Source organism: Streptomyces sp. NPDC096013, assembly GCF_044763565.1.
Classification (GTDB): Bacteria; Actinomycetota; Actinomycetes; order Streptomycetales; family Streptomycetaceae; genus Streptomyces.
Window position 1 is genome coordinate 147,328 of the sequence record NZ_JBIWGK010000018.1, and the last position, 25,051, is coordinate 172,378.

The following is a 25,051-nucleotide window of genomic DNA, read 5'->3' on the forward strand; positions in this document are numbered from 1 at the left end:
GGCACGCACGACATGACCGCTCGCGAAGCTGGGCCAACTGTGGGTTACTGCGACAAAGCGGTTCGGATCAGGGAGAGAACAACATGGCCACCAAGGCTGAGAAGATCGTTGCCGGACTGGGCGGCATCGACAACATCGAAGAGGTCGAGGGCTGCATCACCCGCCTGCGCACCGAGGTGAAGGACCCGGCCCTCGTCGACGACGTCGCCCTGAAGGCCGCAGGCGCCCACGGTGTCGTCAAGATGGGCACGGCCATCCAGGTCGTCATCGGCACGGACGCGGACCCGATCGCGGCGGACATCGAAGACATGATGTGAAGCAGGGGGATCATCCCCGGCTTCGCGTACTGAAGGGGCTCCTCCCCGGGAGGAGCCCCTTCCCCATGCCCCTTCCGCACACCCTTCCCTTCCGCAGGCCCTTCCCTCCTGCCCGCCCCGGTCCTGCGACTAGGCTCTTCGCCATGTCTCGAATCGACGGCCGCACCCCCGAACAGCTCCGCCCCGTCACCATCGAACGCGGCTGGAGCAAGCACGCCGAGGGCTCCGTCCTCGTCTCCTTCGGCGACACGAAGGTCTTCTGCACCGCCTCCGTGACCGAAGGCGTCCCCCGCTGGCGCAAGGGCAGCGGCGAGGGCTGGGTCACCGCGGAGTACTCCATGCTGCCCCGCGCCACCAACACCCGCGGCGACCGCGAATCCGTCCGCGGCAAGATCGGCGGCCGCACCCACGAGATCAGCCGCCTCATCGGCCGCTCGCTGCGCGCGGTCATCGACTACAAGGCCCTCGGCGAGAACACCATCGTCCTCGACTGCGACGTCCTCCAGGCCGACGGCGGCACCCGTACGGCAGCCATCACCGGCGCGTACGTCGCGCTGGCCGACGCGGTCACCTGGGCCCAGGGCAAGAAGCTCATCAAGGCCGGCCGCCAGCCCCTGACCGGCACGGTCTCCGCGGTCTCCGTCGGCATCGTCGGCGGAGTCCCGCTCCTCGACCTCTGCTACGAGGAGGACGTCCGCGCCGAGACCGACATGAACGTCGTCTGCACCGGCGACGGCCGCTTCGTCGAGGTCCAGGGCACCGCCGAGGCCGAGCCCTTCGCCCGCAACGAACTCAACGCCCTCCTCGACCTCGCGGTCGCCGGCTGCGGCGACCTGGCCGCCGTACAGCGACAGGCACTTGAGGCCGCGCTGGAGAAGTAAGAAGCTGGACCGGACAGGTAAAGGACGTACCAAGAGAGGCGGGCCGCCGGGGCAACCCGGTGGCCCGTCCCCGCGTCCCTACGCATACGGAACGGAAACGGGGCCGGCCGCCGAGGTCACCCCACGGGGAGGCACCGAAACCATGGCCGCAAGCCGACGAAGCCGCAGCAGCCGTCGCCGGATCGCGCTAGCCGCCGGCGCGGCCGTGATCGGCCTGACCGCCGGCCTCACCACCGGCTGCGACGCCGTCGACAAGGCCATCGACTGCGTCCATACCGCCGACACCATCGCCGACAGCGTCACCGGCCTCCAACAGGCCGTGGAGAACGCGGCGAACGACCCCACCCAGACCGACGCGTCCCTCAACTCCATCGAGAAGGACCTCGACAAGATCGGCGACAAGACGGACAACGCCGACGTCAACAAGGCGGTGGACCACCTGCGCGAGGCGGTCGACAACGTCCGCACGGCGGTGAAGAACGGCGACAACACGCCTGACATCAGCCCGGTGACGGATGCGGCGGGGGAGTTGACGAAGGTGTGTACGTCGTAGGGGGTTGGGGGTGTGGGGGTTTTCGGGGCGTGCGGCGGGGTTGGGCTGACGTAGGCGTACGGGGTGTGACGGGCGGCGGATGCCGTGGGGGAGCGGCGGGTGCCGGGGTTTCGGGGTGCGCGGCGGTCTCGGGGTTCCCGGGGTATGCGGCGGGTCTCGGGGTTTCGGGGGTGTGCGGCGGCGGTGGGAATGCCACGGCTGTAGGCGGGCGTCGGGGTGTTGGGGGTATGCGGCCGTGGTGGGAATGCCACGGCCGTAGGTAGGCGTCGGGATGCCGTGCGGCGTGCGGTGGGATGTCGTCGATGTGCGGGGGATGGCGCCGACGTACGGCGTGCGGCGGAGTTCAGGCTGTCGCGGGTGGGTGGAGGCGGCCGGGATACTGGACGGCATGACACGCCTGATCCTCGCCACCCGGAACGCCGGGAAAATCACCGAACTGAGGTCGATCCTCACCGACGCGGGCCTGCCCCATGAGCTCGTCGGCGCGGAGTCGTACCCCGACATCCCGGACGTCAAGGAAACAGGCATCACCTTCGCGGAGAACGCCCTGCTGAAGGCCCACGCCCTGGCCCGGGCGACGGGCCTCCCGGCGGTCGCCGACGACTCCGGCCTCTGCGTCGACGTGCTGAACGGCGCCCCCGGCATCTTCTCGGCCCGCTGGTCCGGCACCCACGGCGACGACCAGGCCAACCTGAACCTGCTCCTGGCCCAGCTGTCGGACATCGCGGACGAACACCGGGCAGCGCACTTCGCGTGCGCGGCGGCCCTGGCCTTGCCGGACGGCACGGAACGCGTGGTCGAGGGCCAACTGCGAGGAACCCTCCGCCACACCCCGGCAGGCACCAACGGCTTCGGCTACGACCCGATCCTCCAGCCCGAGGGCGAGACACGAACCTGCGCGGAACTCACCCCGGACGAGAAGAACGCGATCAGCCACCGGGGGAAGGCGTTCCGGGCGCTGGTGCCGGTGGTGCGGGAGTTGTTGGGCTGACTTCACGAAAAATGCCCCGCACCTGCGAATCGAAGGTGCGGGGCGTCCTCGTGCGCCCGGTCGGATTCGAACCGACAAACACGACCACCTAAAGATCGCCGCTCAGCCCTTGGCGTACGGGCGCCAGTGCTGCGACCTACTTTACTGGGCGCCGCAACTGCGTTGTCGACCTCCTCTGCACCACGTGCTCGTGATCGCGTGACAGTTGGGGCACAGCAACCGCAGGTTCTCGCGCCGGTCGTCGCTCCAGTCCCCGTTGATGTGATCGACCTCCAGAGTCATGGGCTTGCCGAGCCACTCAGAGGCGGTTCCGCACTCGGCACACACTTCCGGTACCCGCACCTCCAGAAGTGCCCGACGTAGCAGATGGGTTCTCGTCCGGCGACTGCCATCGTGCTGGACGAGGATGTTCTCGGCGCGCCGAAGAAGCACCCCGCCTGATCGTCCTCGCTGGTGCGCCTGTCCCAGAAAGTGGGCGGTGTCGACGCCGTCTTCCGTCAGCCATTGGCGAAGCAGGGTGCGCAGTCTGCCGTTGTACGGCGCCATTCCCAGCGCGCGGAGCGTGTCCGCGATGGACGTGGCACCCGCGACGGCGCGGCTCAGTTCGTCGGTGGTCGGTCTGTCCGCCGTGTGCGACCGTCTGTGGCGTGGCATGTGGGAGACATCGATGCCGAAGTGGTCGAAACGCCCGAAGAGGTGGCGGCGGAGTTGGCCGTAGGGCTGCGTACCGAAGAAGGCGATGACCTCGTCGATGTCGGAGCAGCGCGAGGCGGCTTCGGTCAGCCGCTCGCGCGTGTACTGGACACCGCTGCTCATGAGCTGCCGACTTTGCCGCGTGCTTTTCCGCGCCCCCGGTAACTGTCGGTCGTCGAATGGCAGTTGGGGCACAGGAACCGCAGATTCTCGATGCGGTTGTCGCGCCAGTTGCCGTCGATGTGATCGACCTCCAGCGGGAGCGGGTGCCCTCGCCAGACCGGTTCCGTCCCGCACAAGGCGCACCGCTCCTGCATCCCCATGACTGTCATTGCCCACTTGAGCCGATCACTCGGGATGCGCCGAGCCTGACCGGTCGGCTGCTCGATGAGTAGTCCCTCAGGTGTCCGAGGGCGCCGGGCTTCGCCACGTCGGGTCGGCGACCGAAAATGCGAGGTGTCGATGCCGTACGCCCTGATCCGACGGCTGATGTGCGTGTGGTGTCCGCCCACGACCTCCAGCCCGAGGCACCGTAATACCTCGCACATGTTCGTCGACGTCGAAACCGCCGCCTGGAGGATCTCCTTCGTCCACTTCACGCCCTCGCGCTCGAAGTGAGATACATCCACGCCCAGCTTCTTCATCCGTCCAAGGACGTAGCGCCGAGTCGAACTACCCGGATCCACCGTTAACCTCTCCAACGCCTCCGACAACGTCCGCGCCCCCCGAGCCGCTCCCTCCAGCCGCTCCCGCGAATACGCGCTGGCCCCCATCGTTCCCCTCCGATCCGGAAACACGTTCGTGCTCTCGAATGGAGTAACGAGCCGTCAATCCGACAGTCACACCCGAAACGTAAAGCAGTTGATAGACTCCGGGTCGCTGAAGCCTTCCAGGCGCGGACCCTTGTCCGCCCAGGAGGCTTTTTTCATGACCATTTCCCTGGGAGCAGTAGACGTACGACCAGCCACCCCCGCCGACCGTCCCGTCGTCGAGCGGCTCTGGCTGATGTTCCGGCATGACTTGTCGGAGTTCAGGAACGGCGGGGTGTCTCAACTGCCCCTTGCGGACGGGACGTTCCGCAGTGAGCGGGTGGCCGCGGCGTTCGGGGGCTCCGGTGGAGGCGGGGACTGGGCGCCGTATCTCTTCTGGGGTGGTGGGCATCCCGTCGGGTTCGCGTTCGTGCGGGGGATCGGCGGGGCCACCCGGGTTCTCAACAGTTTCTTCGTCGTGCGCGGGGCCCGGCGGGGTGGGGTCGGGATGCGGGCCGTGCGGGACGTCGTCGCGCGGTATCCGGGGGCCTGGGAGGTCGCGTTTCAGGACGTCAATCCGGGGGCCTGGAAGGTCGCGTTTCAGGACGTCAATCCGGGGGCCGTGGCGTTCTGGCGGCGGGTGGGCGAGGAGCTGGCCCCGGGGGAGTGGAGCGAGGAGCGCAGGCCGGTGCCCGGGCGGGCCGGCCTGCCTCCTGATGTGTGGATCTCGTTCGCGTACGGAAGCGCGGTGGAGCGCTAGGCCGTGTCCGCAAAGTCCCGCCTGCCTCGCGACGCCCGGCACGCACGCTCGCCGCACCGCCCGGAAGCCCAAGTACGTCCAGTACGGGGGCTTCCGGGCGGCACACCGAGCGCACGCACCGGACGCCGCGAGGCCCGCCCTCCGGGCGGACGACGGGACTTTGCGGACACGACCTAGGGCCTGGTGGCCCGGCGTCTCAGATGCCCAGGTCCTTGATGATCTTCGCCACGTGGCCCGTCGCCCGCACGTTGTACAGCGCGTGTTCGACCTTGCCGGACTCGTCGACGATGACCGTGGAGCGGATCACGCCCATGTACGTCTTGCCGTAGTTCTTCTTCTCGCCGAAGGCCGCGTACGCGTCGAGGACCTTCTTGTCGGGGTCCGCGAGGAGGGTGACCTTGAGGTTCTCCTTCTCGCGGAACTTGGCGAGCTTCTCCGGCTGGTCGGGGGAGATGCCGATGACGTCGTAGCCGGCGCCGGTCAGCAGTTCCAGGTTGTCCGTGAAGTCGCAGGCCTGCTTGGTGCAGCCGGGGGTCAGGGCCGCGGGGTAGAAATAGACGATGACCTTGCGGCCCTTGTGGTCGGCGAGGGACACCTCGTGGCCGTCGGCGTCGGGGAGCGTGAAGGCGGGGGCAACGTCCCCGGGCTGGAGTCGTTCACTCATCGCGCTAGCGTAACCGGGGGTGCTGACAGTGCACTCCGCCCGAGAGCTGACAGACTGTGCGGCACAAGTACCAGCAGACTTCGGAGGCCGTACGGTGACGGACACGTCGAACACGCCGGACACCAGAACGCCGGCGCAGATCGAGGCGGACATCAAGCGTCGCCGCGATGTCCTGGCCGACACGCTCGACGAGATCGGGGTGCGGGTGCACCCGAAGACCATCGTGGGCGACGCGAAGGCCAAGGTCGCGTCGAACATCGACCACACCCTCGGCAGGGCGTACGTCGGCGTCAACCGCGTCGTGAGCGATGTCAGGGGTCAGTTCGTGGACGAGGAGGGCGCCCCGCGGATCGAGCGGATCGTCCCCGTCGCGCTGGTCGCCGTCGGTGTCGTCGGGCTGTTCGTCCTCGGCTCCCGGCGTCGCAGGCGCTGACGCGGGGGCCCTGCGGGGCCGGTTCCGGGCCACCCGGCCGCGTACGGACGGGCCTTGGGCAGGTAGGTTCGTGGGCGTGAGCGCCAAGAGAGACGAGCAGAGCACCCAGGACGACAAGCTGCCCATCCGGATGCTGCACGACCGTGTGCTGGTGCGTCAGGACAAGAGCGAGGGCGAGCGGCGTTCGGGTGGCGGGATCCTGATTCCCGCGACGGCGGCCGTGGGGCGCCGGCTGGCCTGGGCCGACGTGGTCGCCGTAGGGCAGAACGTGCGGACGGTGGAGCCCGGGGACCGGGTGTTGTACGACCCGGAGGACCGTGCGGAGGTCGAGGTGCGTGGGGTGGCCTACGTCCTGATGCGGGAGCGGGATCTGCACGCGGTCGCCGCGGACCGGTTCGAGGGGTCCGAGGACTCGACCGGGCTGTACCTGTAGAAGCGAGCTTCGAAGGGGCTGGTGACCATCTTCACCAGCCCCTTTTGCCGTCCCTTTGCTACGTTGGGGAGGAGCCCGACGAGACGCGCCGTACCGGGAGTCACGCAAAGACGACGCACTGCCGTCAGTCACACACGTGCCTCGGAGGTGCCTCTCATGGCCTGGGTTCTGCTGGTCGTCGCCGGTCTGCTCGAAGTCGGCTGGTCGATCGGGATGAAGTACACCGACGGGTTCACCCGGCTCGTCCCCAGCGTGTTCACCGGTGCCGGGATCGTCGCCAGCATGCTGCTGCTGTCGTGTGCCGCGAAGTCGCTGCCCATCGGTACCGCGTACGGCGTGTGGGTCGGGATCGGTGCGGCGGGGGCGGCGGTGCTCGGCATGGTGGTGCTGGGGGAGCCTGTCACCGCCGCCCGGATCTTCTTCGTGTGTCTGCTGTTGGTCGCCGTGGTGGGGCTGAAGGCGACCTCCGGTCACTGAGACCCCCCGCCTAAGCACCAGCGGTCACTCCGCCTTCAGGGACGGGCCGTCACTCCTTTTTCCGGCCGGTGGTGCTCTGGGGGCCGGTTGTCGTCGTGCCGCCCGTGGTGTCCCCGGTCGTCCCGCCGTCCGTCGTGGTCCCCGTCGTGCCGCCGGTCGCGGTGGTGCCGCCGTCCGTGGTCGTGCCCGTCGTGCCGCCGGTGCTCGTGGTGCCGCCGCCGGTGGTCGTGCCGCCCGTGCCGGTGGTGCCGCCGGTCGTGCTGCCGGTCGTGCCGCCGGTCGTGGTCGTGCCCGTCGTGCCGCCGGTGGTCGTGGTGCCGCCGTCGGTCTGGCCCTGGGTCTGCCCCTGGTCGCCCTGGCCGCCGGTGGTGGTCGTGCCGCCGTTGCTCTGGTCGCCGGTGGTCGCCGGCCGGCTGGGCTGCTGGCTCGGGGGTGCGACGGTCTCGGCGCCGTCCTGGAGCTGGAGGTCGAAGTCGTTCGCCTCGGTGCCCTTGAGGGCGGTCTTGGTGTACTGGGCCCAGATCTCCGCGGGCGCCCCGCCGCCGTTGACGCGTTCGAGGCCCATCGCGCCGTAGAGCGACTTGTGGGCGGCGGTGGTCGGGTCCTGGCCCATGACGGAGACGACGGTGGCGAGGTCGGGGGTGTAGCCCGCGAACCAGGCCGCCGTGTCCTCCTCCGCGGTGCCGGTCTTGCCGGCCGCGGGGCGGTCGGCGCCCTGGGCGGCGGTGGCCGTGCCGTTGTCGACGACGCTCTGTAGGACCGAGGTGGTGGTGTCGGCGGCCTCGCGGCTCACCGCGCGGGTCGTCTTGTTCTCCGGCAGCTTGATGTCGTTCGTGCCGTCCTTGGTGATCTTCGAGATCATCGTGTACGCGTGCCGCTCACCGTGGTTGGCGATGGTGGCGTACGCCTCCGCCATGTCGAGGACGCTCGCGGTGGACGGGCCGAGCGCGATCGACGGGGTGGCGGTCAGGTCGGGGGTGTCGGCCGGGATGCCGAGGCCGATAGCGGTCTGCTTGACCTTCGAGGGGCCGACGTCGACGGCCATCTGCGCGTACACCGAGTTGACGGACTTGTCGGTCGCGGTGCGGACGGTGATGTCGCCGTAGGAGACCTCGTCCTCGTTCTCCGGCGCGTACGAGCCGCCGTTCCAGCCTTCCACGGGGCGCTTGTTGGTGCCGTCGTAGTAGGTGTTGGGCGTGATGGTCTGGCCGTCCTGGGTCTGCGAGCCGTTCTGGATCGCGGAGGTGAGGACGAACGGCTTGAAGGTGGAGCCGACTTGGAAGTCGCCGCGGGTCGCGCCGTTCGTGTACTGCTTCACGTAGTCGATGCCGCCGTACATCGCGACGATCCTGCCGGTCTTGGGGTCGACCGAAGCGCCGCCCGCGCGCACGTAGTTGTCGACCTTGCGGCTCTTCTTGTCGAGCTTGGACATGAGTTGGTCGTTGACTGACTTCACGAAGGCGTCCTGCTTGCTCTTCTGCAGGGTGGTCGTGATGCGGTAGCCGCCCGCTTCGAGGGTGTCCGCGTCGATGATCTTGTTGGTGGTGAGGTAGTCCTTGATCGCGCCGACGATGTAACCGCGCTGTCCGGACATGCTCGTCGAGGCCGACGCCTCCTTCGGCATGGGGAACTTCATGCCGGTGCGCTCGGCCTGGGTGAGCCAGCCCTTCTTGACCATGCCGTCGAGGACGTAGTTCCAACGGGCCAGCGCCGAGGCCTTGTTCTCGGGATGCGCCACGACGTCGTACTCGCTCGGCGCGTTCAGCAGCGCGGCGAGATAGGCGCCGCGGCCGGCGTCGAGGTCGGCCGCGTCCTTGCCGTAGTAGGCCTGGGCGGCGGCCTGGATGCCGTAGGCGTTGCGGCCGAAGTAGCTGGTGTTGAGGTAGCCCTCCAGGATCTCGTCCTTGGACTCCTCGCGGTCCAGCTTGATCGAGATGAAGAACTCCTTCACCTTTCGGGTGACGGTCTGTTCCTGGCCCAGGTAGTAGTTCTTGACGTACTGCTGGGTGATCGTCGAGCCGGACTGGGTGCCCTTGCCGGTCGCGGTGTTCCACCCGGCGCGGACCATCGCCTTGGGGTCGACGGCGGACTCGGTGTAGAAGTCCCGGTCCTCGGCGGCGAGTACGGCGTGCTGGGCGTTCTTCGAGACCTGGGCGAGGCCCACGTTCTCGCGGTTGACCTCGCCGTCGCGGGCGAGTTGGGAGCCGTCCGCGTAGAGGTACACGTTGGACTGCTTCGTGGCGAGCGCGTTGGCCGGCGGGATCTTGACCAGCGAGTAGCCGAGGTAGAACGCGCCGATCAGCAGCGCGACGAGCACGACGACCCCGCCGAGCGTCATCCGCCAGGTCGGGATGATCCTGCGCCATCCGGTGCGCTTGGGCCGCTTGGCCTTCTTCGGCTTCTCACCGCCGGGCGCCCCGGGGGCCTCGGGGGTGGCGGCCGCTTCCGGCTCTCTCGGTGCCCAGCCCTGGTTCGGCTGCTGCGGCTGCGGCTGGTCGCTCATGTCGTGCACGGACTCCTGTTTCGCGTCGTACGGTCGCGTACGGCCTCGTACGTTCCTGTACGGCCTTGTGCGCTTCTGCGCCCCCAGACGAAGACTCTCGCACCATGCGTTCCGTTCCCGCCCATCGGCACGCACTTGCCCGGAAAATGCGTGGCGTGCGTCACCACCTGCGCACTAGGCTCCTGCGCTTCGGTGTCAAGAGGGGACGGAGGGTGGTTTCTGTGGGCGCTGGACGGTTGTACGCGGCCGTCGCGGCGGGGGGTTTCAGGCGCTACGCGACCTACCGGGCGGCGACGCTCGCCGGGGTCTTCACCAACACCGTCTTCGGTGTCGTCCTCGTCTACACGTACCTGGCGCTGTGGGACGAGCGCCCGCATCTCGGGGGGTACGACCAGGCGCAGGCGGTCACCTACGTGTGGCTCGGGCAGTGTCTGTACGCGACGCTGGCGATCCAGGGCGGCGGCTTCGAGAAGGACCTGATGGACCGCATCCGCACGGGCGACATCGCCGTCGACCTGTACCGGCCCGCCGATCTCCAACTCTGGTGGCTGGCGAGCGACTTCGGCCGGGCCCTGTTCCAGCTGATCGGCCGGGGCGTGATCCCGTTCGCGTTCGGCGCGCTGTTCTTCCCGATGGCGCTTCCCGCGGACGTCACCTCCTGGCTGGCCCTCCTGGTGGCGCTGCTGCTCGCGATGGTCGTCAGCTTCGGCATCCGCTATCTCGTGGCGCTGAGCGTGTTCTGGCTGCTGGACGGCACGGGCGTCAACCAGGCCATGATGATCCTGGGGATCTTCTGCTCGGGCATGGTGCTCCCGCTGAACGCCTTCCCCGGCGGCCTCGGCACGTTCGTCCAGGCGCTGCCCTGGGCGGCGCAGATCCAGATGCCCGCGGACGTGCTGATGGGCAGGACCGATCCGCTCCACGCGTACGTCTTCCAGGCGACCTGGGCGGTGGTGCTGCTCGCGGCGGGGCGGCTGTTGCAGTCGGCGGCGACGCGGAGAGTGGTGGTGCAGGGTGGCTGAGACGATCCGCGGGAGCGAACACCCTATGGGTGAACTGCCGCGCTGGCGCGAGGGGTTGCGCGCCTACGGCCTCATCGCCGGGATGTGGGTCCGGTCGAGCATGGCCTACCGCACGTCCTTCGTCATCACCGTCGTCGGCAACCTGCTGGTGACCGGACTGGACTTCGTCACCATCCTGCTGATGTTCTCCCAGGTCGGTTCGCTCGGCGGCTGGTCGCTGCCCGAAGTCGCCTTTCTGTACGGCCTGTCGTCGACCGCGTTCGGCCTCTCCGACCTGGTCCTCGGCTCGATGGACGTGCTCGGTGCCCGCATCCGCGACGGCTCCTTCGACACCCTCCTGGTGCGCCCGGCACCGGTGCTGGCCCAGATCGGCGCGGACCGCTTCGCGCTGCGCCGACTGGGCCGGATCACCCAGGGCGCCGTGGTCCTCGGGTACGCGCTGCTCCACATCGATGTCGACTGGACTGTGGGGAAGGTGCTGTTGGTGCCGGTGATGCTGCTGTGCGGGGCGGCGATCTTCGGGGCGCTGTTCGTGGCGGGCGCGGCCTTCCAGATCCTGGCGCAGGACGCGGCCGAGGTGCAGAACGCGTTCACCTACGGCGGCAACACCCTGCTGTCGTATCCGCCGGCGGTGTTCGGCAAGGACTTCGTGCGGGGCGTGACCTTCATGCTGCCGCTCGCCTTCGTCAACTGGGTGCCCGCCTCCTACGTGTTGGGGCGGCCGTACCCGCTGGGCCTGCCGGCGGGCGCGGCCTTCGCGTCGCCGCTGGTGGCGCTCGTCTGCTGTGCGCTGGCCGGTCTCGCCTGGCGGGCAGGACTCATGTCGTACCGAAGCACCGGGAGTTGAGGATCGTGGACGAGCATTTCATTCGACTCGACCGCGTCGAGAAGGTCTTCGACGTGCGCAAGAAGACCGGGTTCATGAAGCGGGAGCGGCGGCAGGTGCGGGCCGTCGACTCCATCTCCTTCGCCGTGGCACGCGGCGAGATGGTCGGCTACATCGGCCCGAACGGCGCCGGGAAGTCGACCACCATCAAGATGCTCACCGGCATCCTCACCCCGAGCGGGGGCCGGCTGCGGGTGGCCGGCCTCGACCCGTCCCGCGAGCGGACCCGGCTCGCGCACCGCATCGGCGTGGTCTTCGGCCAGCGGACCACTCTCTGGTGGGACCTCCCGCTGATCGACTCGTACAAGCTGATGCACCACATGTACCGCATCCCGGACGCCCGTTACGCCGAGAACCTCGACCGCTGTGTCGAACTCCTGGAGCTGGGTGCCCTGTTGGATGTCCCCGTACGCCAACTGTCCCTCGGCCAGCGGATGCGCGGCGACATCGCGGCGGCCCTGCTGCACGACCCCGAGGTGCTCTACCTAGACGAGCCGACCATCGGCCTGGACGTCATCTCCAAGGCCAAGGTCCGTGAGTTCCTGCGGGACTTGAACGCCGAGCGCGGCACCACGGTCCTGCTCACCACCCATGACCTCCAGGACATCGAGCAGCTGTGCTCCCGCGTCATGGTCATCGACCACGGCCGCCTGATGTACGACGGCCCGCTCGCCGGCCTGCACGAGGCGGGGGAGAGCGAGCGGACCCTTGTGGTCGACCTGGAGCGGGAGTTGCCCCCGATCGAGGTGCCGGACGCGCGGGTCGTGAAGGTGGAGGGCCCGAGGCAGTGGCTGGCGTTCCCGGCGTCGGAGTCGGCGGCTCCGCTGGTCGCGCGGATCGCGGCCCAGTACCCGATGGTGGACCTGTCGGTGCGGGAGCCGGACATCGAGGCGGTCATCGCGAAGATGCTGTACTCGATGGGGGACAGCCCCCGACCGCCGTCGGAGCAGGCCGAGAAAGCGGTGTCGTAGGACGAGGGGGAGGCGGGCCCGCTTTCCCTCATGGCCCTGCGCGGAGTCACCTCGTAGGCTGCTGTGCATGACCGACGACGCAGTCCCGGAGCTCCGCGCATCCGATGCCGACCGTGAGCGAGTCGCCGAGGTGCTGCGCGACGCCGTCGCGGAGGGCCGCCTCGACATGGAGGAGTTCGAGGAGCGGCTGGAGGCGACCTACAAGGCGCGGACGTACGGCGAACTCACCCCCATCACCCAGGACCTGCCCGCCCCCGGGGTCGCCCCGCCGCCGGTGAACATGGTCAAGGAGCCGGTGGACGGCGGGAGTTGGGCCGGGCGGATCGTCGGCGGCGAGGGGTCCTCGACCGGCGCGGTGGCCATCCTGTCCGGGTTCCAGCGCAAGGGCCGGTGGACGGTGCCGAAGCGGTTCACCTGCTTCTCCTTCTTCGGCGGCGGCGAGATCGACCTGCGCGAGGCGAACTTCGCGGACCGTGAGGTCGAGATCAACTGCATCGCGATCATGGGCGGAGCGCAGATCGTCGTGCCGCCCGGCGTCGAGGTCGTCGTCCGTGGCATCGGCATCATGGGCGCCTTCGACCACAGCGAGGAGGGCGTGCCGGGCGACCCGGGCGCCCCGCGCGTGATCGTCACGGGCTTCGCCTTCTGGGGCGGCGTCGGCATCGAACGCAAGGTGACCCGGGCGGAGCGGCAGCGCCTCAAGGAGGAACGCCGCCAGCAGAAACTGGACCGCGGCTCGTCCGCCAAGGAGCTCTACGGCTCCCACCGCGACGCCCTGTCCGTCGCGCACGACGCCCACCGCGAGGCCATGGAGGAGCACCGCGACGCGATCCGCCGCCGCCACGAGGAGCGCAGGGAACGCCACGAGGAGCGGCGCGAGCGGCACCGCGACCGGCGCGAGCGCAGGCACCGGGACTGGGACTGAGGTCTCCTCACCAGGACCCCGGGTCACAGCTGGGCCGGCACCGCGCCCCTGAGGTCCGCCAGGTCGATCGTGGCCGCCATCTTCCGGTACCCCCGGTCGCTGGGGTGGAGATGGTCGCCCGAGTCGTACTCCGGGGCGAACCTGCGCGGGTCGTACGGGTCGCGCAGCGCCTTGTCGAAGTCGACGACGGCGTCGTAGACCGTGCCGCTCCTGATCACCGCGTTGACCTGCCGGCGCACCGCGTTCCGGGTCGCCGAGCCGCGGGGGTGGCCGCCGAAGGGCATCAGGGTGGCGCCGACGACCTTGATGCCGCGGGCGTGGGCCCGGGCGACCAGGGTGCGCAGGCCGGTGACGACCTGGTCGGCGGTGGCGTCGTGCAGGACGTCGTTGACGCCGAGGTCGATGACGACGACCTTGACGTTCGGGCGGCCCAGCACGTCACGGGTGAAGCGGGTGAGGCCGCTCTGGTTGGCGGTGGGCCGGCCGTCGAGGCTCGTGAGGATCCGGTTGCCGCTGATGCCCTCGTTGACGACGCTGTAGCGGGGCACCTGCTGCCCGGCGGCCAGCGCCGCGCGCAGCCGCTGCGAAAAGGCGTCGGGCCAGCGGCGGTTGGCGCTCTCGGTCGAGGTGGACCCATCGGTTATCGAGTCGCCGAACGCGACGACCGTGCCGTTCGCCTGGTCGCTCAGCACGTCCACCGACGTCACATACCGCCAGATCGCGGTGCGTTCGCGGTACGGCGTGCCGGTCGCGTCCTCGGCGTGGTCGCCGGCGGCGAGATAGGAGATCTGCCGTGCGTACGGGTGGTAGGTGACCGGCCCCGACGCGGTGGGGGAGTAGGTGGTCACCAACAGGTCGGCGCCCGAGGGGACATGGAGGCGGACGGCGTCGCTGAGCGTCTGCTGCCCGGCCGGGATGGTGACCGAGGCCGCGCCGTTGAAGGTCAGCCGCCGCATGGTGCCCTGGGCGGCGGCGGAGCTGTTGCGGGCGGCGGCGAGGGCGATCGAGGCGTGCGTGATGCTGAGCGCGGTCCGGCCGTAGAGGTTGGACAGGGTGATCCGGGCGCCCGCGCCGCCCGCGCTGGTGTGGACGACGTTGCGCACCGAGCGGCCCGCCATACCGGTGTTCTCCGTGCCGGTCTCACCGGCCACGGGCGCGGCGGCCCAGGCGCCCACCCAGGTGCCGGCCGAGGCGGGGGCGGCGGAGCTGCCGCCGGAGCGGGAGCCCGGGGAGTTCTTCCCGTCGTCGCGGGTTCCGTCGCCCGCGGCGGCCCCGAGGTATATGGAGGCGGAAAGGACCGCGATCAGGGTGATGATCGCGGACAGCAGGGCATAACCACGTCGCTTGGTCACGCGGTACTGATCTCCTCGGGTGAGTGGCAGGGTCCCGCCATTTTGCCCGATCGGGGGACTACGGGAACTCCTGTCCAGTTCCGGGAGTCGGACAGGAAGGGACAAGGTGCACGGTACGGGCGAACGGGTGGAGCGGATGGACCGGACAGAAGCGGGGGCGGCGGCCGAGGCGGCCCCGGGCCGGGAGAGCGACGGGTCCCGCCGCACGATGACCACGTTCAGCGCCGCCGACCAGGAGAGACAGCGCGGCGTCCGCCGCATGAAGCTGACCGCGCTGGCGCTGCTGCTCTTCGTGGCCGTCGTCTACGTCCTGGCGAAATGGGCGTCCCACTCGGGCGCCGGACCCTGGGCGGGCTATGTCGCGGCGGCGGCCGAGGCGGGCATGGTCGGCGCGATGGCCGACTGGTTCGCGGTGACGGCCCTCTTCCGCCACCCCCTGGGCCTGCCCATCCCGCACACCGCGATCATCCCCACCAAGAAGGACCAACTGGGCGTCTCCCTCGGCGAGTTCGTCGGCGAGAACTTCCTCTCCGAAGAGGTCGTACGACAGCGGCTGCGCGCGGTCGGCATCGGCAGCCGCCTCGGCGCCTGGCTCGCGGACCCCGACCACGCCGACCGCGTCACGGCCGAGCTGTCGGCAGCCCTCCGGGGCGCCCTCACGGTCCTGCGGGACTCGGACGTCCAGGCGATCGTCGGCGAGGCCATCACCCGCCGCGCCGACGCCCAGGAGATCGCGCCCGGCATCGGCAAGACCCTGGAGCGGATCGTCGCCGACGGCGGTCACAAGCGGGTCGTCGACCTGATCGTCGCCCGCGCGCACGAGTGGCTGGTCCTGCACGACGAGCAGGTCATGGACGCCGTCGAGGGCGGCGCCCCCGGCTGGACCCCGAGATTCGTGGACAAGCGCATCGGCGAGCGCGTGTACAAGGAACTGCTCCGCTTCGTCACCGAGATGCGCGATATGCCCTCCCACCCGGCCCGCGGCGCCCTGGACCGCTTCCTCGGGGACTTCGCCGCCGACCTCCAGTCCGACACCGAGACCCGCGCGCGCGTGGAGCGCCTCAAGGGTGAGGTCCTCGGCCGCGGCGAGGTCCAGGACCTGATCGCCAGCGCCTGGACGTCCGTCCGCTCGATGATCGTGTCCGCCGCCGAGGACGAGCGCAGTGAGCTACGGCTGCGGGTGCGGGCCTCGCTGCTGTCGCTGGGCGCGCGGATGGCCGTGGAACCGAAGCTCCAGGCGAAGGTCGACGGCTGGGTCGAGGGCGCGGCGGTGTACGTCGTGACGACCTACCGCAAGGAGATCACCTCCCTGATCACCGACACCGTGGCCGGCTGGGACGCCGAGCACACCACGCGCAAGATCGAGGCGAACATCGGCCGTGACCTGCAGTTCATCCGGATCAATGGCACGGTGGTGGGATCGTTGGTGGGCTTGTTGATCTACACGGTGACCCGGCTGGCGGGGGTGTAATGCGGGTGTAGGGGCGGATTTCCGGGGGCACCCGGAGGGGGTTCGCTCGACGAGGAGGAACCCGATGGCCAGTGCGAGTACGAGTGCGAGTGCCGAAACCCCGGCGGGGGGCGGCGGTGGCAGGACGATCACCTCGTCCATCCCCGCCCGCCTCGACCGCCTCCCGTGGTCCCGCTGGCACTGGACGATCGTCATCGGCCTCGGCACCGTGTGGATTCTCGACGGCCTGGAGGTCACGGTCGTCGGCAACATCGCGAGCCGCCTCTCCGAGCCCGGCAGCGGCCTGCCGATCAGCTCCGGCCAGGTCACCGGCATCGCGGCGGCGCTGTATGTGGCGGGTGCGTGCGTGGGCGCCCTGTTCTGGGGCCACCTCACCGACCGCTACGGCCGCAAGAAGCTCTTCATGATCACGCTCGTCGTGTACCTCGCGGCGACCGCCCTCACCGCGGCCTCCTTCTCGACCTGGTGGTTCTTCACGTTCCGCTTCCTCACCGGCTTCGGCATCGGCGGCGAGTACGCGGCGATCAACTCCGCGATCGACGAGCTGATCCCGGCGTACTGCCGGGGGCGCGTGGACCTGATCATCAACGGCAGTTTCTGGGTGGGCGCGGTGGGCGGCTCGCTGCTCTCGATCGTCGCCCTGAACACCGACATCTTCGCCGCGGACGTGGGGTGGCGGCTGACCTTCGCGCTGGGCGCCGTTCTCTCCCTCGTCATCCTGCTCGTACGACGGCACGTCCCGGAGAGTCCACGCTGGCTGCTGATCCACGGCCGGGACCGCGAGGCGGACGAGGTGGTCACGTCGATCGAGCGCCGGATCGAGGCCGAACAGGGCCACGAACTGCCGCCCGCCGAGGGCGAGATCACCATCCACCAGCGCAAGAGCGTCTCCTTCGCCGAGATCGCCCGCACGATCTTCCACGACTACCCCAAGCGCGCCACCCTCGGCTTCTCCCTCTTCATCGGCCAGGCGTTCCTCTACAACGCGATCACCTTCGGCTTCGGCGCGATCCTCACGAAGTTCTTCGACGTGCCGACGGGCAACACCGGTTACTACTTCGCGGTCATCGCGGTCGGCAACTTCTTCGGCCCGCTGCTGCTCGGCAAGCTCTTCGACACGGTCGGGCGCCGGGTGATGATCTCGTCGACGTATCTGCTCTCGGGGCTGCTGCTGTTCGGCACGGCCTGGCTGTTCGACCGGGGGTCGCTGAGTGCGACGACGCTGACGGCGTGCTGGTGCGCGGTGCTGTTCTTCGCGTCGGCGGGTGCGTCCAGTGCGTATCTGACGGTGTCGGAGATCTTCCCGATGGAGACGCGGGCGATGTCGATCGCCTTCTTCTACGCGCTGGGTACGGCGGCGGGCGGGATCAGCGGGCCGCTGCTGTTCGCGGATCTCACGGGGACGGGGAAGGTCGGGGACACGGTGCTGGCGTTTCAGATAGGGGCGGGGTTGATGTGTGCGGCCGGGTTGGTGGCGGCGGTGTTGGCCGTTCGGGCGGAGGGGCGGTCTCTGGAGGATGTGGCCAAGCCGTTGACTGCGGTGGATGGGGCGGGGGCCGGTTCTGGGGCGGGAGCCGGTTCTGGGGCGGGGGCTGCGGCGCCGTCGACGTCTTGAGCTTCGGTATCTGAGTACTCGTACTCTGTTGGTGTCCGGCCCCACGGGCGAACCTCGTACGCATGACCGAGAAGCTGCTGAGCCCCCTGCGGACGCGCCCCTGGCCGGAACGCTGGCTGACCCGCGCACTCGGCGCCGCCCTCGCGACGGCGGCGTACGCCCTCTGCGTTCCGTCGGGGGCGGTCCCGGCGTCGGACGAGGCGCACGGTGGGGCCGGTGCGGTGCTCGCGGTGATCCTGGTGGTCCTGGCGGGCTACTTCGGGCACCGGGACGATCTGGCCTGGCCGTTGCTGGTGGTGGCGGTGGGGCCGGCCGTGCTGATGTACCTGTCGTTCGAGGCGGAACGGCCGCTGGCGTGGGCGTCCGCGACGCTGGTGATCGCGGCGGGCACGCTGGTCGTGGCGGGGGTGGGACGCTGGTTCCGGCCGCGCGAGGAAGACTCGAACGACGGCCTGTTGTGTGCCGCCGGGCATCGATCGTGAGGAGCCGTACCCCATGACCATCCGCAGGATCGTCCCCGACTTCCAGGTGGCGGAGGACGGCACGGACTCGATGAGCGCGAACGCCGGCTTCTACGGCCTTCTCGGCTTCGAGGAGGTCATGAACCAGGGGTGGGTCATGACCCTGGCGTCACCCTCCAACCCGACCGCTCAGATCAGCTTCCTGACGGAGGAACGGACCGCGCCTGTCGTGCCGGATGTGAGCGTGGAGGTCGAGGACGTCGACGCGGTGTGGGCTGCGGTGGTGGCGTCCGGGGCGGAGGTCGTGCGGGAGCTGCGGGACGAGGAGTGGGGGGTGCGGCGGTTCTTTGTGCGGGATCCGGGTGGGCGCGTGGTGAACGTGCTGGGGCATCGGGGCTGAGGCGTCGTCGTCTTCGGGTGCGGGTCGTGTGGGGCTGGTCGCGCCGTTCCCCGCGCCCCTGGGTGAGTGGGGGTGCGGGTCGTGGGTGGGTGCCGGTGTGTTGTGGGTCGTTGGGGGTCGGCGCCGCGCCGGGGGGTGTCCGTCCTCGGATCGGCGCGGCAAGGTTTCTGAAGAGTGCGGCGGTGTGAGCGCCGACCGCTGCGGGCGGACACCCCCCGACACGTCGCCTTCGCGCCGTACGTCCCTGACGGCCGTCACGTGCTCCGGTCGGCTACCGCCCAGGATGCGAGGGCTACGGCGCCGGCGACACCGAAGACCGCGGGCCAGGCGCCGACCCGCTTGGCCAAGGGGTGGGATCCGGCGAAGGCCGCTGCGTAGGCGACGGTGAGTGCACCCGCCGCCTTGCCGCCGGCCTGCCGGCGCCACTGGTTGGCGGCGGTGGCGCCGGCTGCGGCGAGGACGACTCCGCCGAGCTGGCGCTTCCTGGTCCAGCGGGCTACGCCGTAGCCACCGACGAGCCCGCCTGCGGCGATCGCCGCGCTGGGAACGCTCGGGACCTTGGCCATGATGTGCCTCCAGTAGCAGAAAAACCTATTCGCGCGACAAGCATAGCCTGTCAAATGCCTGAGCGAATTCCTTGAATTCGAGCTGTATTGCTGTGGAACCTGAAACTTATTTTATCCACGTGACGATCCATTGAGATTCCGGTAAGAACGCCGATAGCCTTGCCAACCATCACGTGAACCCGCTGAAGAGCAGCGATGAGTGCTGCTCGGGTGCCGCCTGGGCGCTGCCCGGGCGGGCCGTGATCCCCGTTCTGGAATTTCCGTAATTTCTGACACCACTGGAATCGAAGGAGTCGTCCGTGAGCAGGGAAAGAACCCGACTGATACGCACGAAACGCACCTGGCGTGGAATAGCGGGAGCCGTCACGGCGATCGTGCTGGTCGGTGGCGGTTTCGCCGTGGCGAATGCCTCGACCGACACGGGGACCGGCAAGGCGGCCGCGGGCGTCAAGCGCCCGGTCGACAAGAAGGCCACCGGCGCCGCTGCCGTGGTCAGCGCGGCCAACGAGTTCCTGAACACGCTGGACGCCGACCAGCAGGCCTCCACGCTGCTCGACTTCTCGCAGGCGAACGCGACCGCGTGGTCGAACCTTCCGTGCGGCTCGTCCTGCCGGCCCGGCATCCAGCTCGGTTCCCTGACGGACACTCAACTGGCCGCCGCCATGAAGGTGGTGAAGCTGGCCACGGGCACCGGCAAGAACACCGGGTACGACCAGATCACCCAGATCATCAAGGCCGACGACGTGCTCAACTCGGCCCAGAGCACCAGCTCCGCGGGCCCGGCACCGTCGAGCACGGCCTCGGCGGATCCGTCCGCGACGGCGGCCCCCAGTTCCTCGGCGACGGACGCGCCGACCGACGTCCCGACCGGCACCCCGCCCTCCGGCGGTACCGGAGGCGGCGGCATGGGCGGCTACGGCAGCGGCGTCTACTTCCTCGCCTTCCTCGGCACGCCCTCGGTGACCGGCACCTGGCAACTCCACTTCGGCGGCCACCACTTGGCCCTCAACCTCACCTACAAGAAGGGCAAGGTGGCGGGCTCCAGCCCGTACTTCGTGGGCGTCGAGCCCAGCACCTGGACCGACACCGACGGCACCACGTACGCGCCGCTCGACACCATGCGCAACGGCCTGCTCGCCCTGACCGGCAGCCTCAGCACGGAGCAACTGGCCACCGCCAAGCTGTCGGAGTCCTTCAGCGACGTACTCCTCGGCCCGGGCCAGGACGGCCAGTTCCCTGAGACGAAGGAGGGCATCAAGGTCAGCACGCTCTCCCCGAAACAGAAGCAGTTGGTCCTGAAGGCCATCCACCCCTGGATCGCCAACGTCGACGACGCCACCGCGAAGCAGCTCATGAAGACCTACGAGCACGAGCTGAACCAGACCTACGTCGCCTACTCCGGCACCACCGCCCTCGCCACCCAGGGCGACTACGTGCGCATCGACGGTCCGGGCGTCTGGGTCGAGTTCGTCTGCCAGAACGGCGTCGTGTACCGGGACCAGATCCACTACCACACCGTGTACCGCGACCACACCCGCGACTACGGCAGCGAGTTCACGTTCTCATGACCGCACCGCGAGCTTGGCTGACCACAGCACGTCGTCTGGTGGCCGGGATCGCGATCGCGGTACCGGCGGCGCTCCTGCTCGGAGCGTCGCCGGCCGCCGCGCACCCGATGCCGCACTCGGTGGTCCGCCTCGACGTCCACAAGAACTCGGTCACCGCCCAACTGGCCCTGCCGGTGGGCGACTTCACCACGGCCAGCGGCATCGACCTCAACACTCTCGCCGCATCCGCCCTCCCCACCAGGGCGAAGGCGATCCGCGCCTACCTCGGCGCCCACATCCATCCGACCACCCTCAAGGGCCAGGCGTGGCAGGTGAGCATCGGCGCGCTGAGCCTCAGCCGCACCGAACAGACCTCCACCGGCCCGTACCGCGAGCTGGTCGCCAAGGCGGTGCTCACCCCGCCGCCCGGCGCCGACGTACGGCACTTCACGCTCGACTACGACGTGATCGTGCACCAAGTCGTCACCCACATCACCCTGGTGTCGGTCCGTCAGGACTGGGCAGCAGGCCGGGTCACCGGCGACGGCGCCACCCAGGTCGGCACCATCCGCCTGGACGTCCGCCACATGAAGGTCCCGCCGCTGACCGTCGACCTCGGCAAGGGCAGCGCATGGCGCGGCTTCGTGGCCATGCTCCAACTCGGCGGCAACCACATCCTCACCGGCACCGACCACCTGCTGTTCCTGCTCATCCTCCTGCTGCCCGCACCCCTGTTGGCAGCGGGCGGCCGTTGGAACGGCGGCCTGGCGGGCCCCCGCGCCGCACTCACGCGCATCGGCGGCATCACCCTCGCCTTCACCGTCGGCCACTCGGTGGCGCTGGCCGCGACCGCCCTCACCCGCTTCGAGATTCCCGGCCGGCCGGTGGAGGCGTTCATCGCGGCCAGCATCCTGGTGGGCGCGATCCACGCGATCCGCCCCCTGTTCCCCGGCAAGGAGGCACTGGTGGCCGGTGTCTTCGGCCTGGGCCACGGCATGGCGTTCTCCTTCGTCCTCGCCGAAATGCACCTGTCCACAGGCCAGTTGGCAACCAGCCTGCTGGCCTTCAACCTGGGCATCGAACTGGTCCAACTCCTCCTGGTCTGCCTCGCGTTGCCCTCGCTCCTCGTGCTGGCGAGGCTGCGCGTCGGGCCCGCCCTACGGGTGACCGGCGCTCTGCTCACGGCGACGGCGGCAGTCGGCTGGCTGGCGGACCGGCTGGGCCTGCCCAACCCGGTGGCGCGGATGGCGGACAGTGCGGGTTCGCATACGACGGTGTTGCTGGTGGTGCTCGGGGCGGCGGCGGTCTTGGCGGTCGGCTGGACGCTGGTGGTGCGCCAACGGCAGCGCTTGGGGATGGAGTTGGCACTCATCACGCTTCCGTAGACGGCAGGAGGGCCGGGGTGGGGCGCGAGGGCGGCGGTGCTTGCGGGCGCGGCGGTGCTTCGGCTTACAGCGCCGGGTCCGGGGATCTGTCTCGAACTCGGAAGGGTGTGGTGCCGGGCGCCGACGGATGGCGGCGGCCCGGCACCAGAGTGCTGCCCGCGGTGCTGTCGAGCCGGCGAACCGCTTACCGGACGTCGACGAAGTCACCGGGCGCTGTGGCCGCGGCGGTGGTGGCGGTGCCGGCGAAGACGTAGCGGTAGTAGCCGTCGACCGTGGCCTTGGTCGTGGTCTTCAGCACGCCGGTGCTGTTGGTCTTGACCGTCTTGAGGGTCGTGTAGGTGCTGCTGCTCTTCTTGCGGAACTGGAGCTTCACGGGCTGGGACACGTACCCCGCGTACTTGCCCGTCGTCCAGTTCGCGCGGGCGAGCTTGCCCGTGACCGTGATGGTCTTGCCCTTCTTGACCGGCTCCGGCGTGGCGTCGGCGGTCAGGGTGGACGCCTTCTTGATCGCGGCGGTGGAGACGTCGTCGTTGTAACTGGCGTTCGCGTACAGGTCCCAGGCCCCCAGGAACAACTTCCAGGTCCCGGCCACTCCGTTGTTCTTCATGTCGGTGGCGGGGTGGATGTTGAACACGGCCTTGCAGGTGTACGTGCCCTGGGTCGCCGTCTCCGTGCAGTTGGGGTCGTCATCCGTCCCCAGGCCCCCGGTGATGCCGTCCGTGGTCGAACTGTCCGTGCCCTGCCACAGGAAGGCCTCGGTGAGGGCGACACCGTTCGCGTCCGTGGCGGTGTAGGTGACGGTGACGGTCTTGGTGCCGGTGGTACCGAGGACGATGTCCTTGCCGCCGTTGATGACGGCGTGCGAGAACTTGGTGTTGCCCAGGGAGTCTCTGGGCCCAACGGTCTTCGCGGCGAACGAAGTTAGCCCCGCTGCCACACCCGGACGCTCCGCCGCCTGTGCGGCAACCGGAAGCGCGAGGGCGGACAGTCCGGTGACCCCGGAAACGACGACGGCCGCAACACGTATACGCATGAAACCCTCACGAGAACAGGAGAGACCCGCCCAAGTCCCCGCTTGGGCAGGCCTGTTGATCTCCGCATGATATGGACCCAGGTCGGAAATAGTGAAGATCCCTTGTGCAATAAGTGCGTAAGGGGTCAGTGGGGACAGGGGAGTTGGTATCGACCAGGAGGCAGGGCTAGGTGACAGCTGGGCAGGCGCACCGCACCTTGGCCCGCAGCACGCCGTGATGGGCTCCGGGCCCCGTGAGTGCGTGCGTGACAGGATCTGCCGCCACGGAATCTTCGAAGGCGATCCGTCATTGCTCCGCCAAGCGGCTGCCCCCGGAGCTGACTGAGCGCGTCCTCGCCTTCGCGCTACGAGCCCCTCGGTCGGCTTGGCCCAGCGGCATCATGGCAGAGCATCTGCCGCGGTTCCGGATGGAGTTCGGGATACCGGAGGAGGGCGGCCCGATCGGGGAATCACGGTGGGCTACCGGGCTGAGCACGCGCCTGAGCAGAGCGGGCGGGTTGCGGAGCGGCGGCAGGGGCGGGAGAACATTGTGCATCGGGTGCGGCGGGCCTGAGAGGGGATCGCTGGTCCTCTCTCAGTGATCTCTTGAGCCCTCTTGCATCAACCCGGCTATCAGGCGGTGCCAAGCGCCGACCCGGATCGCGAGGACAGGGCCACCAACGTTCTTGGAGTCCCGTACGAGTACCCCGGCCGGGGCGAACGCCGCCTCTACGCACTCGGTCGTATTTGCCCCGCTGTACGACGACTTGAACCAGGCGGGTTCGGATACAGGCTGCGGGCCGACAGACATTTACAGCTCCTTGCGGGCGCGATGGATCATCGTGGAGGAAGCCTCCATGTCCAACGCTTGTGCACGCAGATACTCGAACGCAAGTCTGTATCGGTTCAGTTCCTCGTCCTTCTCCAGGAAGAGGGAACCGGTGTGGAAGTCGACGTAGACCACGTCGAGGGTCGGCTCGGTGCCGCCGATGATGACGAAACTGCCGAGCGCGGCGCCGTGCGCGCCTTGCGAGAAGGGCAGTACCTGAAGCGTGATGTGAGGCGACTCGTTGGCTTCGAGGAGCCGGTCGAGCTGCCCTCTCATGATCTGCGGTGATCCGACAACGCGGCGGATCACCGACTCATCGAGGATTGCCCAGAGCCGCGGGGGCTTCGGGCGGGTGAGGACCTCCTGCCTCTTCATGCGGATGTCGACGAGCTGCTCGATCTCGGCGACCTCCAAGGGCACTTCGTTGGCCTTCTGCAGTGCGGTGCTGTACGCGCGCGTTTGCAAGAGGCCGGGCACATAGACACAGGCGAAGTGGTTCTCGTGCACGGCTTCGTCTTCGAGGGTGAGCAGCAGGTTCATGCTCTCGGGGATGGAGTCGGCGAACGAGTTCCACCAACCCTGCTGCTTGGCATCCTTCGCCAGAGTGACAACAGCCCTACGCTCGGCCTCAGTTGCTCCGTACTCGCGGCACAGCGCATCAACTACGAGCCATTTCACGGGCCCGGCTTGGGTCTCATACCTGCTGACCGTCGCCTTGGACACGCCAACGAGCCCACCTGCCTCCTCAAGGGTCATTCCCTTACGGGCACGCAACTTTCGCATTATCGCGCCTAGTTGGCGGCGGCGGGTGGTGGTCCGTTCGGACATGCGGCTCCTTCGCCAAGCGCCGGGCGGCCGGCCCGGGGATCCCATCAGGCTAGGCAGCGGATCAGCGGACTCACCATCAGATTCACCCAATAGATTCTCGTGAGAAGTTACATGGTGAGAGTTCTCTGTGCCATGCTCGCTCCAGACCGCTACGCAGTGCAGCCGTGCGGACACGGCAGGCGCAGCACGAGCGTGGCTTGGGAGGGAGGAGTGGCCATGTCCGGCTACGAAGTGTCGGCGTACACGTGAACGTACACAGCCGCGTACGGATGAACGTGCTCAGTTCTTGATGCGGTGAGGCCGGCGCGTCGGCATTCTGCTTCTGTG

Annotated in this window: 27 protein-coding genes, 1 tRNA gene and 1 riboswitch; of the genes, 18 read left to right on the forward strand and 10 right to left on the reverse strand. The window is 69.1% G+C overall.

From position 1 onward, the window contains the following. Window positions 1-47 precede the first annotated feature (47 nt). From ACIRB1_RS39785 to rdgB, 4 genes are all read left to right on the forward strand, one after another. Complete coding sequence (locus tag ACIRB1_RS39785; protein WP_327407241.1) at window positions 48-317, forward strand: PTS glucose/sucrose transporter subunit IIB; 270 nt, start codon at window positions 48-50, stop codon at window positions 315-317. Between the two features lie 143 nt (window positions 318-460). Then, entirely contained in the window at window positions 461-1,198 is a 738-nt protein-coding gene (gene rph, locus ACIRB1_RS39790) for a ribonuclease PH (RefSeq protein WP_403468945.1), read from the forward strand. A gap of 142 nt (window positions 1,199-1,340) precedes the next feature. Next, the gene (locus tag ACIRB1_RS39795; protein WP_403468946.1) at window positions 1,341-1,751 is read left to right on the forward strand and encodes a hypothetical protein; all 411 of its coding nucleotides are present in this window, start codon (window positions 1,341-1,343) and stop codon (window positions 1,749-1,751) included. Between the two features lie 388 nt (window positions 1,752-2,139). Continuing rightward, complete coding sequence (rdgB, locus tag ACIRB1_RS39800) at window positions 2,140-2,742, forward strand: RdgB/HAM1 family non-canonical purine NTP pyrophosphatase (RefSeq protein WP_403468947.1); 603 nt, start codon at window positions 2,140-2,142, stop codon at window positions 2,740-2,742. 51 nt (window positions 2,743-2,793) lie between these two features. Here rdgB and ACIRB1_RS39805 read toward each other — a convergent pair. From ACIRB1_RS39805 to ACIRB1_RS39815, 3 genes are all read right to left on the reverse strand, one after another. Then, window positions 2,794-2,866: transfer RNA gene (locus ACIRB1_RS39805), tRNA-Leu, on the reverse strand. Between the two features lie 17 nt (window positions 2,867-2,883). After that, window positions 2,884-3,558: an HNH endonuclease gene (locus ACIRB1_RS39810; protein WP_403468948.1), complete on the reverse strand. Its 675-nt coding sequence runs from the start codon at window positions 3,556-3,558 to the stop codon at window positions 2,884-2,886. Further along, on the reverse strand, window positions 3,555-4,208 hold the full coding sequence (locus tag ACIRB1_RS39815) for an HNH endonuclease signature motif containing protein (protein WP_403468949.1): 654 nt from the start codon (window positions 4,206-4,208) through the stop codon (window positions 3,555-3,557). Before ACIRB1_RS39815 ends, ACIRB1_RS39810 begins: the two co-directional genes overlap by 4 nt. A gap of 154 nt (window positions 4,209-4,362) precedes the next feature. Here ACIRB1_RS39815 and ACIRB1_RS39820 point away from each other — a divergent pair, with 154 nt between their 5' ends. After that, window positions 4,363-4,944 (forward strand): GNAT family N-acetyltransferase, encoded by a 582-nt coding sequence (locus ACIRB1_RS39820; protein ID WP_403468950.1) that lies wholly within the window; start codon window positions 4,363-4,365, stop codon window positions 4,942-4,944. A gap of 196 nt (window positions 4,945-5,140) precedes the next feature. Here the strand turns inward: ACIRB1_RS39820 and bcp are convergent, their stop codons facing one another. Further along, window positions 5,141-5,608: a thioredoxin-dependent thiol peroxidase gene (gene bcp / locus ACIRB1_RS39825; RefSeq protein WP_352184328.1), complete on the reverse strand. Its 468-nt coding sequence runs from the start codon at window positions 5,606-5,608 to the stop codon at window positions 5,141-5,143. A 94-nt stretch (window positions 5,609-5,702) separates the two neighbouring features. On the opposite strand from bcp, the gene ACIRB1_RS39830 reads away from it, so the two are divergent. The 3 genes from ACIRB1_RS39830 to ACIRB1_RS39840 all read left to right on the forward strand — a co-directional run bounded on the left by ACIRB1_RS39830 (window position 5,703) and on the right by ACIRB1_RS39840 (window position 6,951). Then, window positions 5,703-6,041 carry a DUF3618 domain-containing protein gene (locus tag ACIRB1_RS39830; protein ID WP_328831162.1) on the forward strand — a complete coding sequence of 113 codons (339 nt, stop codon included), beginning with the start codon at window positions 5,703-5,705 and terminating at the stop codon, window positions 6,039-6,041. A 76-nt stretch (window positions 6,042-6,117) separates the two neighbouring features. Beyond that, on the forward strand, window positions 6,118-6,474 hold the full coding sequence (locus ACIRB1_RS39835; protein ID WP_266769113.1) for a co-chaperone GroES: 357 nt from the start codon (window positions 6,118-6,120) through the stop codon (window positions 6,472-6,474). Between the two features lie 47 nt (window positions 6,475-6,521). After that, a riboswitch (guanidine-III (ykkC-III) riboswitch) is annotated at window positions 6,522-6,594 on the forward strand. A 36-nt stretch (window positions 6,595-6,630) separates the two neighbouring features. Further along, entirely contained in the window at window positions 6,631-6,951 is a 321-nt protein-coding gene (locus ACIRB1_RS39840) for a DMT family transporter (protein ID WP_403468951.1), read from the forward strand. 49 nt (window positions 6,952-7,000) lie between these two features. Here ACIRB1_RS39840 and ACIRB1_RS39845 read toward each other — a convergent pair whose 3' ends face one another. After that, window positions 7,001-9,454, reverse strand: coding sequence for a transglycosylase domain-containing protein (locus ACIRB1_RS39845; RefSeq protein ID WP_403468952.1), 2,454 nt, complete (start codon window positions 9,452-9,454; stop codon window positions 7,001-7,003). Between the two features lie 221 nt (window positions 9,455-9,675). Between ACIRB1_RS39845 and ACIRB1_RS39850 the strand changes: the two genes are divergently transcribed. From ACIRB1_RS39850 to ACIRB1_RS39865, 4 genes are all read left to right on the forward strand, one after another. Beyond that, window positions 9,676-10,476: an ABC-2 family transporter protein gene (locus ACIRB1_RS39850; protein ID WP_352184331.1), complete on the forward strand. Its 801-nt coding sequence runs from the start codon at window positions 9,676-9,678 to the stop codon at window positions 10,474-10,476. Between the two features lie 25 nt (window positions 10,477-10,501). Further along, the gene (locus ACIRB1_RS39855) at window positions 10,502-11,323 is read left to right on the forward strand and encodes an ABC transporter permease (protein ID WP_403468953.1); all 822 of its coding nucleotides are present in this window, start codon (window positions 10,502-10,504) and stop codon (window positions 11,321-11,323) included. Between the two features lie 2 nt (window positions 11,324-11,325). Then, window positions 11,326-12,333: an ATP-binding cassette domain-containing protein gene (locus ACIRB1_RS39860; RefSeq protein ID WP_403468966.1), complete on the forward strand. Its 1,008-nt coding sequence runs from the start codon at window positions 11,326-11,328 to the stop codon at window positions 12,331-12,333. Window positions 12,334-12,400: 67 nt separating this feature from the next. Further along, window positions 12,401-13,258 (forward strand): DUF1707 domain-containing protein, encoded by an 858-nt coding sequence (locus ACIRB1_RS39865; protein WP_403468954.1) that lies wholly within the window; start codon window positions 12,401-12,403, stop codon window positions 13,256-13,258. 23 nt (window positions 13,259-13,281) lie between these two features. On the opposite strand, the gene ACIRB1_RS39870 is transcribed toward ACIRB1_RS39865, so the two are convergent. Beyond that, window positions 13,282-14,610 carry an SGNH/GDSL hydrolase family protein gene (locus ACIRB1_RS39870; RefSeq protein ID WP_403468955.1) on the reverse strand — a complete coding sequence of 443 codons (1,329 nt, stop codon included), beginning with the start codon at window positions 14,608-14,610 and terminating at the stop codon, window positions 13,282-13,284. A 136-nt stretch (window positions 14,611-14,746) separates the two neighbouring features. On the opposite strand from ACIRB1_RS39870, the gene ACIRB1_RS39875 reads away from it, so the two are divergent. The 4 genes from ACIRB1_RS39875 (at window position 14,747) to ACIRB1_RS39890 (ending at window position 18,557) form a co-directional block, all read left to right on the forward strand. Then, entirely contained in the window at window positions 14,747-16,081 is a 1,335-nt protein-coding gene (locus ACIRB1_RS39875; RefSeq protein ID WP_403468956.1) for a DUF445 domain-containing protein, read from the forward strand. A gap of 64 nt (window positions 16,082-16,145) precedes the next feature. After that, the gene (locus ACIRB1_RS39880) at window positions 16,146-17,696 is read left to right on the forward strand and encodes an MFS transporter (RefSeq protein ID WP_403468957.1); all 1,551 of its coding nucleotides are present in this window, start codon (window positions 16,146-16,148) and stop codon (window positions 17,694-17,696) included. Between the two features lie 62 nt (window positions 17,697-17,758). Continuing rightward, entirely contained in the window at window positions 17,759-18,178 is a 420-nt protein-coding gene (locus tag ACIRB1_RS39885; RefSeq protein ID WP_403468958.1) for a hypothetical protein, read from the forward strand. Window positions 18,179-18,191: 13 nt separating this feature from the next. Beyond that, a complete protein-coding gene (locus ACIRB1_RS39890; protein ID WP_352184337.1) occupies window positions 18,192-18,557 on the forward strand; it encodes a VOC family protein in 366 nt (121 codons plus the stop codon). Window positions 18,558-18,811: 254 nt separating this feature from the next. Here ACIRB1_RS39890 and ACIRB1_RS39895 read toward each other — a convergent pair whose 3' ends face one another. Then, window positions 18,812-19,123 (reverse strand): hypothetical protein, encoded by a 312-nt coding sequence (locus tag ACIRB1_RS39895; protein ID WP_403468959.1) that lies wholly within the window; start codon window positions 19,121-19,123, stop codon window positions 18,812-18,814. A 299-nt stretch (window positions 19,124-19,422) separates the two neighbouring features. Between ACIRB1_RS39895 and ACIRB1_RS39900 the strand changes: the two genes are divergently transcribed. After that, entirely contained in the window at window positions 19,423-20,691 is a 1,269-nt protein-coding gene (locus ACIRB1_RS39900; RefSeq protein ID WP_403468960.1) for a DUF3500 domain-containing protein, read from the forward strand. Then, on the forward strand, window positions 20,688-22,055 hold the full coding sequence (locus tag ACIRB1_RS39905; RefSeq protein WP_403468961.1) for a HupE/UreJ family protein: 1,368 nt from the start codon (window positions 20,688-20,690) through the stop codon (window positions 22,053-22,055). Before ACIRB1_RS39900 ends, ACIRB1_RS39905 begins: the two co-directional genes overlap by 4 nt. A 184-nt stretch (window positions 22,056-22,239) precedes the next feature. Here ACIRB1_RS39905 and ACIRB1_RS39910 read toward each other — a convergent pair whose 3' ends face one another. The 3 genes from ACIRB1_RS39910 to ACIRB1_RS39920 all read right to left on the reverse strand — a co-directional run bounded on the left by ACIRB1_RS39910 (window position 22,240) and on the right by ACIRB1_RS39920 (window position 24,724). After that, window positions 22,240-23,088 carry a hypothetical protein gene (locus tag ACIRB1_RS39910; protein WP_352184339.1) on the reverse strand — a complete coding sequence of 283 codons (849 nt, stop codon included), beginning with the start codon at window positions 23,086-23,088 and terminating at the stop codon, window positions 22,240-22,242. A gap of 574 nt (window positions 23,089-23,662) precedes the next feature. Continuing rightward, entirely contained in the window at window positions 23,663-23,878 is a 216-nt protein-coding gene (locus ACIRB1_RS39915; RefSeq protein ID WP_403468962.1) for a DUF397 domain-containing protein, read from the reverse strand. Beyond that, window positions 23,879-24,724 (reverse strand): helix-turn-helix domain-containing protein, encoded by an 846-nt coding sequence (locus ACIRB1_RS39920; protein WP_403468963.1) that lies wholly within the window; start codon window positions 24,722-24,724, stop codon window positions 23,879-23,881. It abuts the gene before it with no gap. Window positions 24,725-25,051 lie beyond the last annotated feature (327 nt).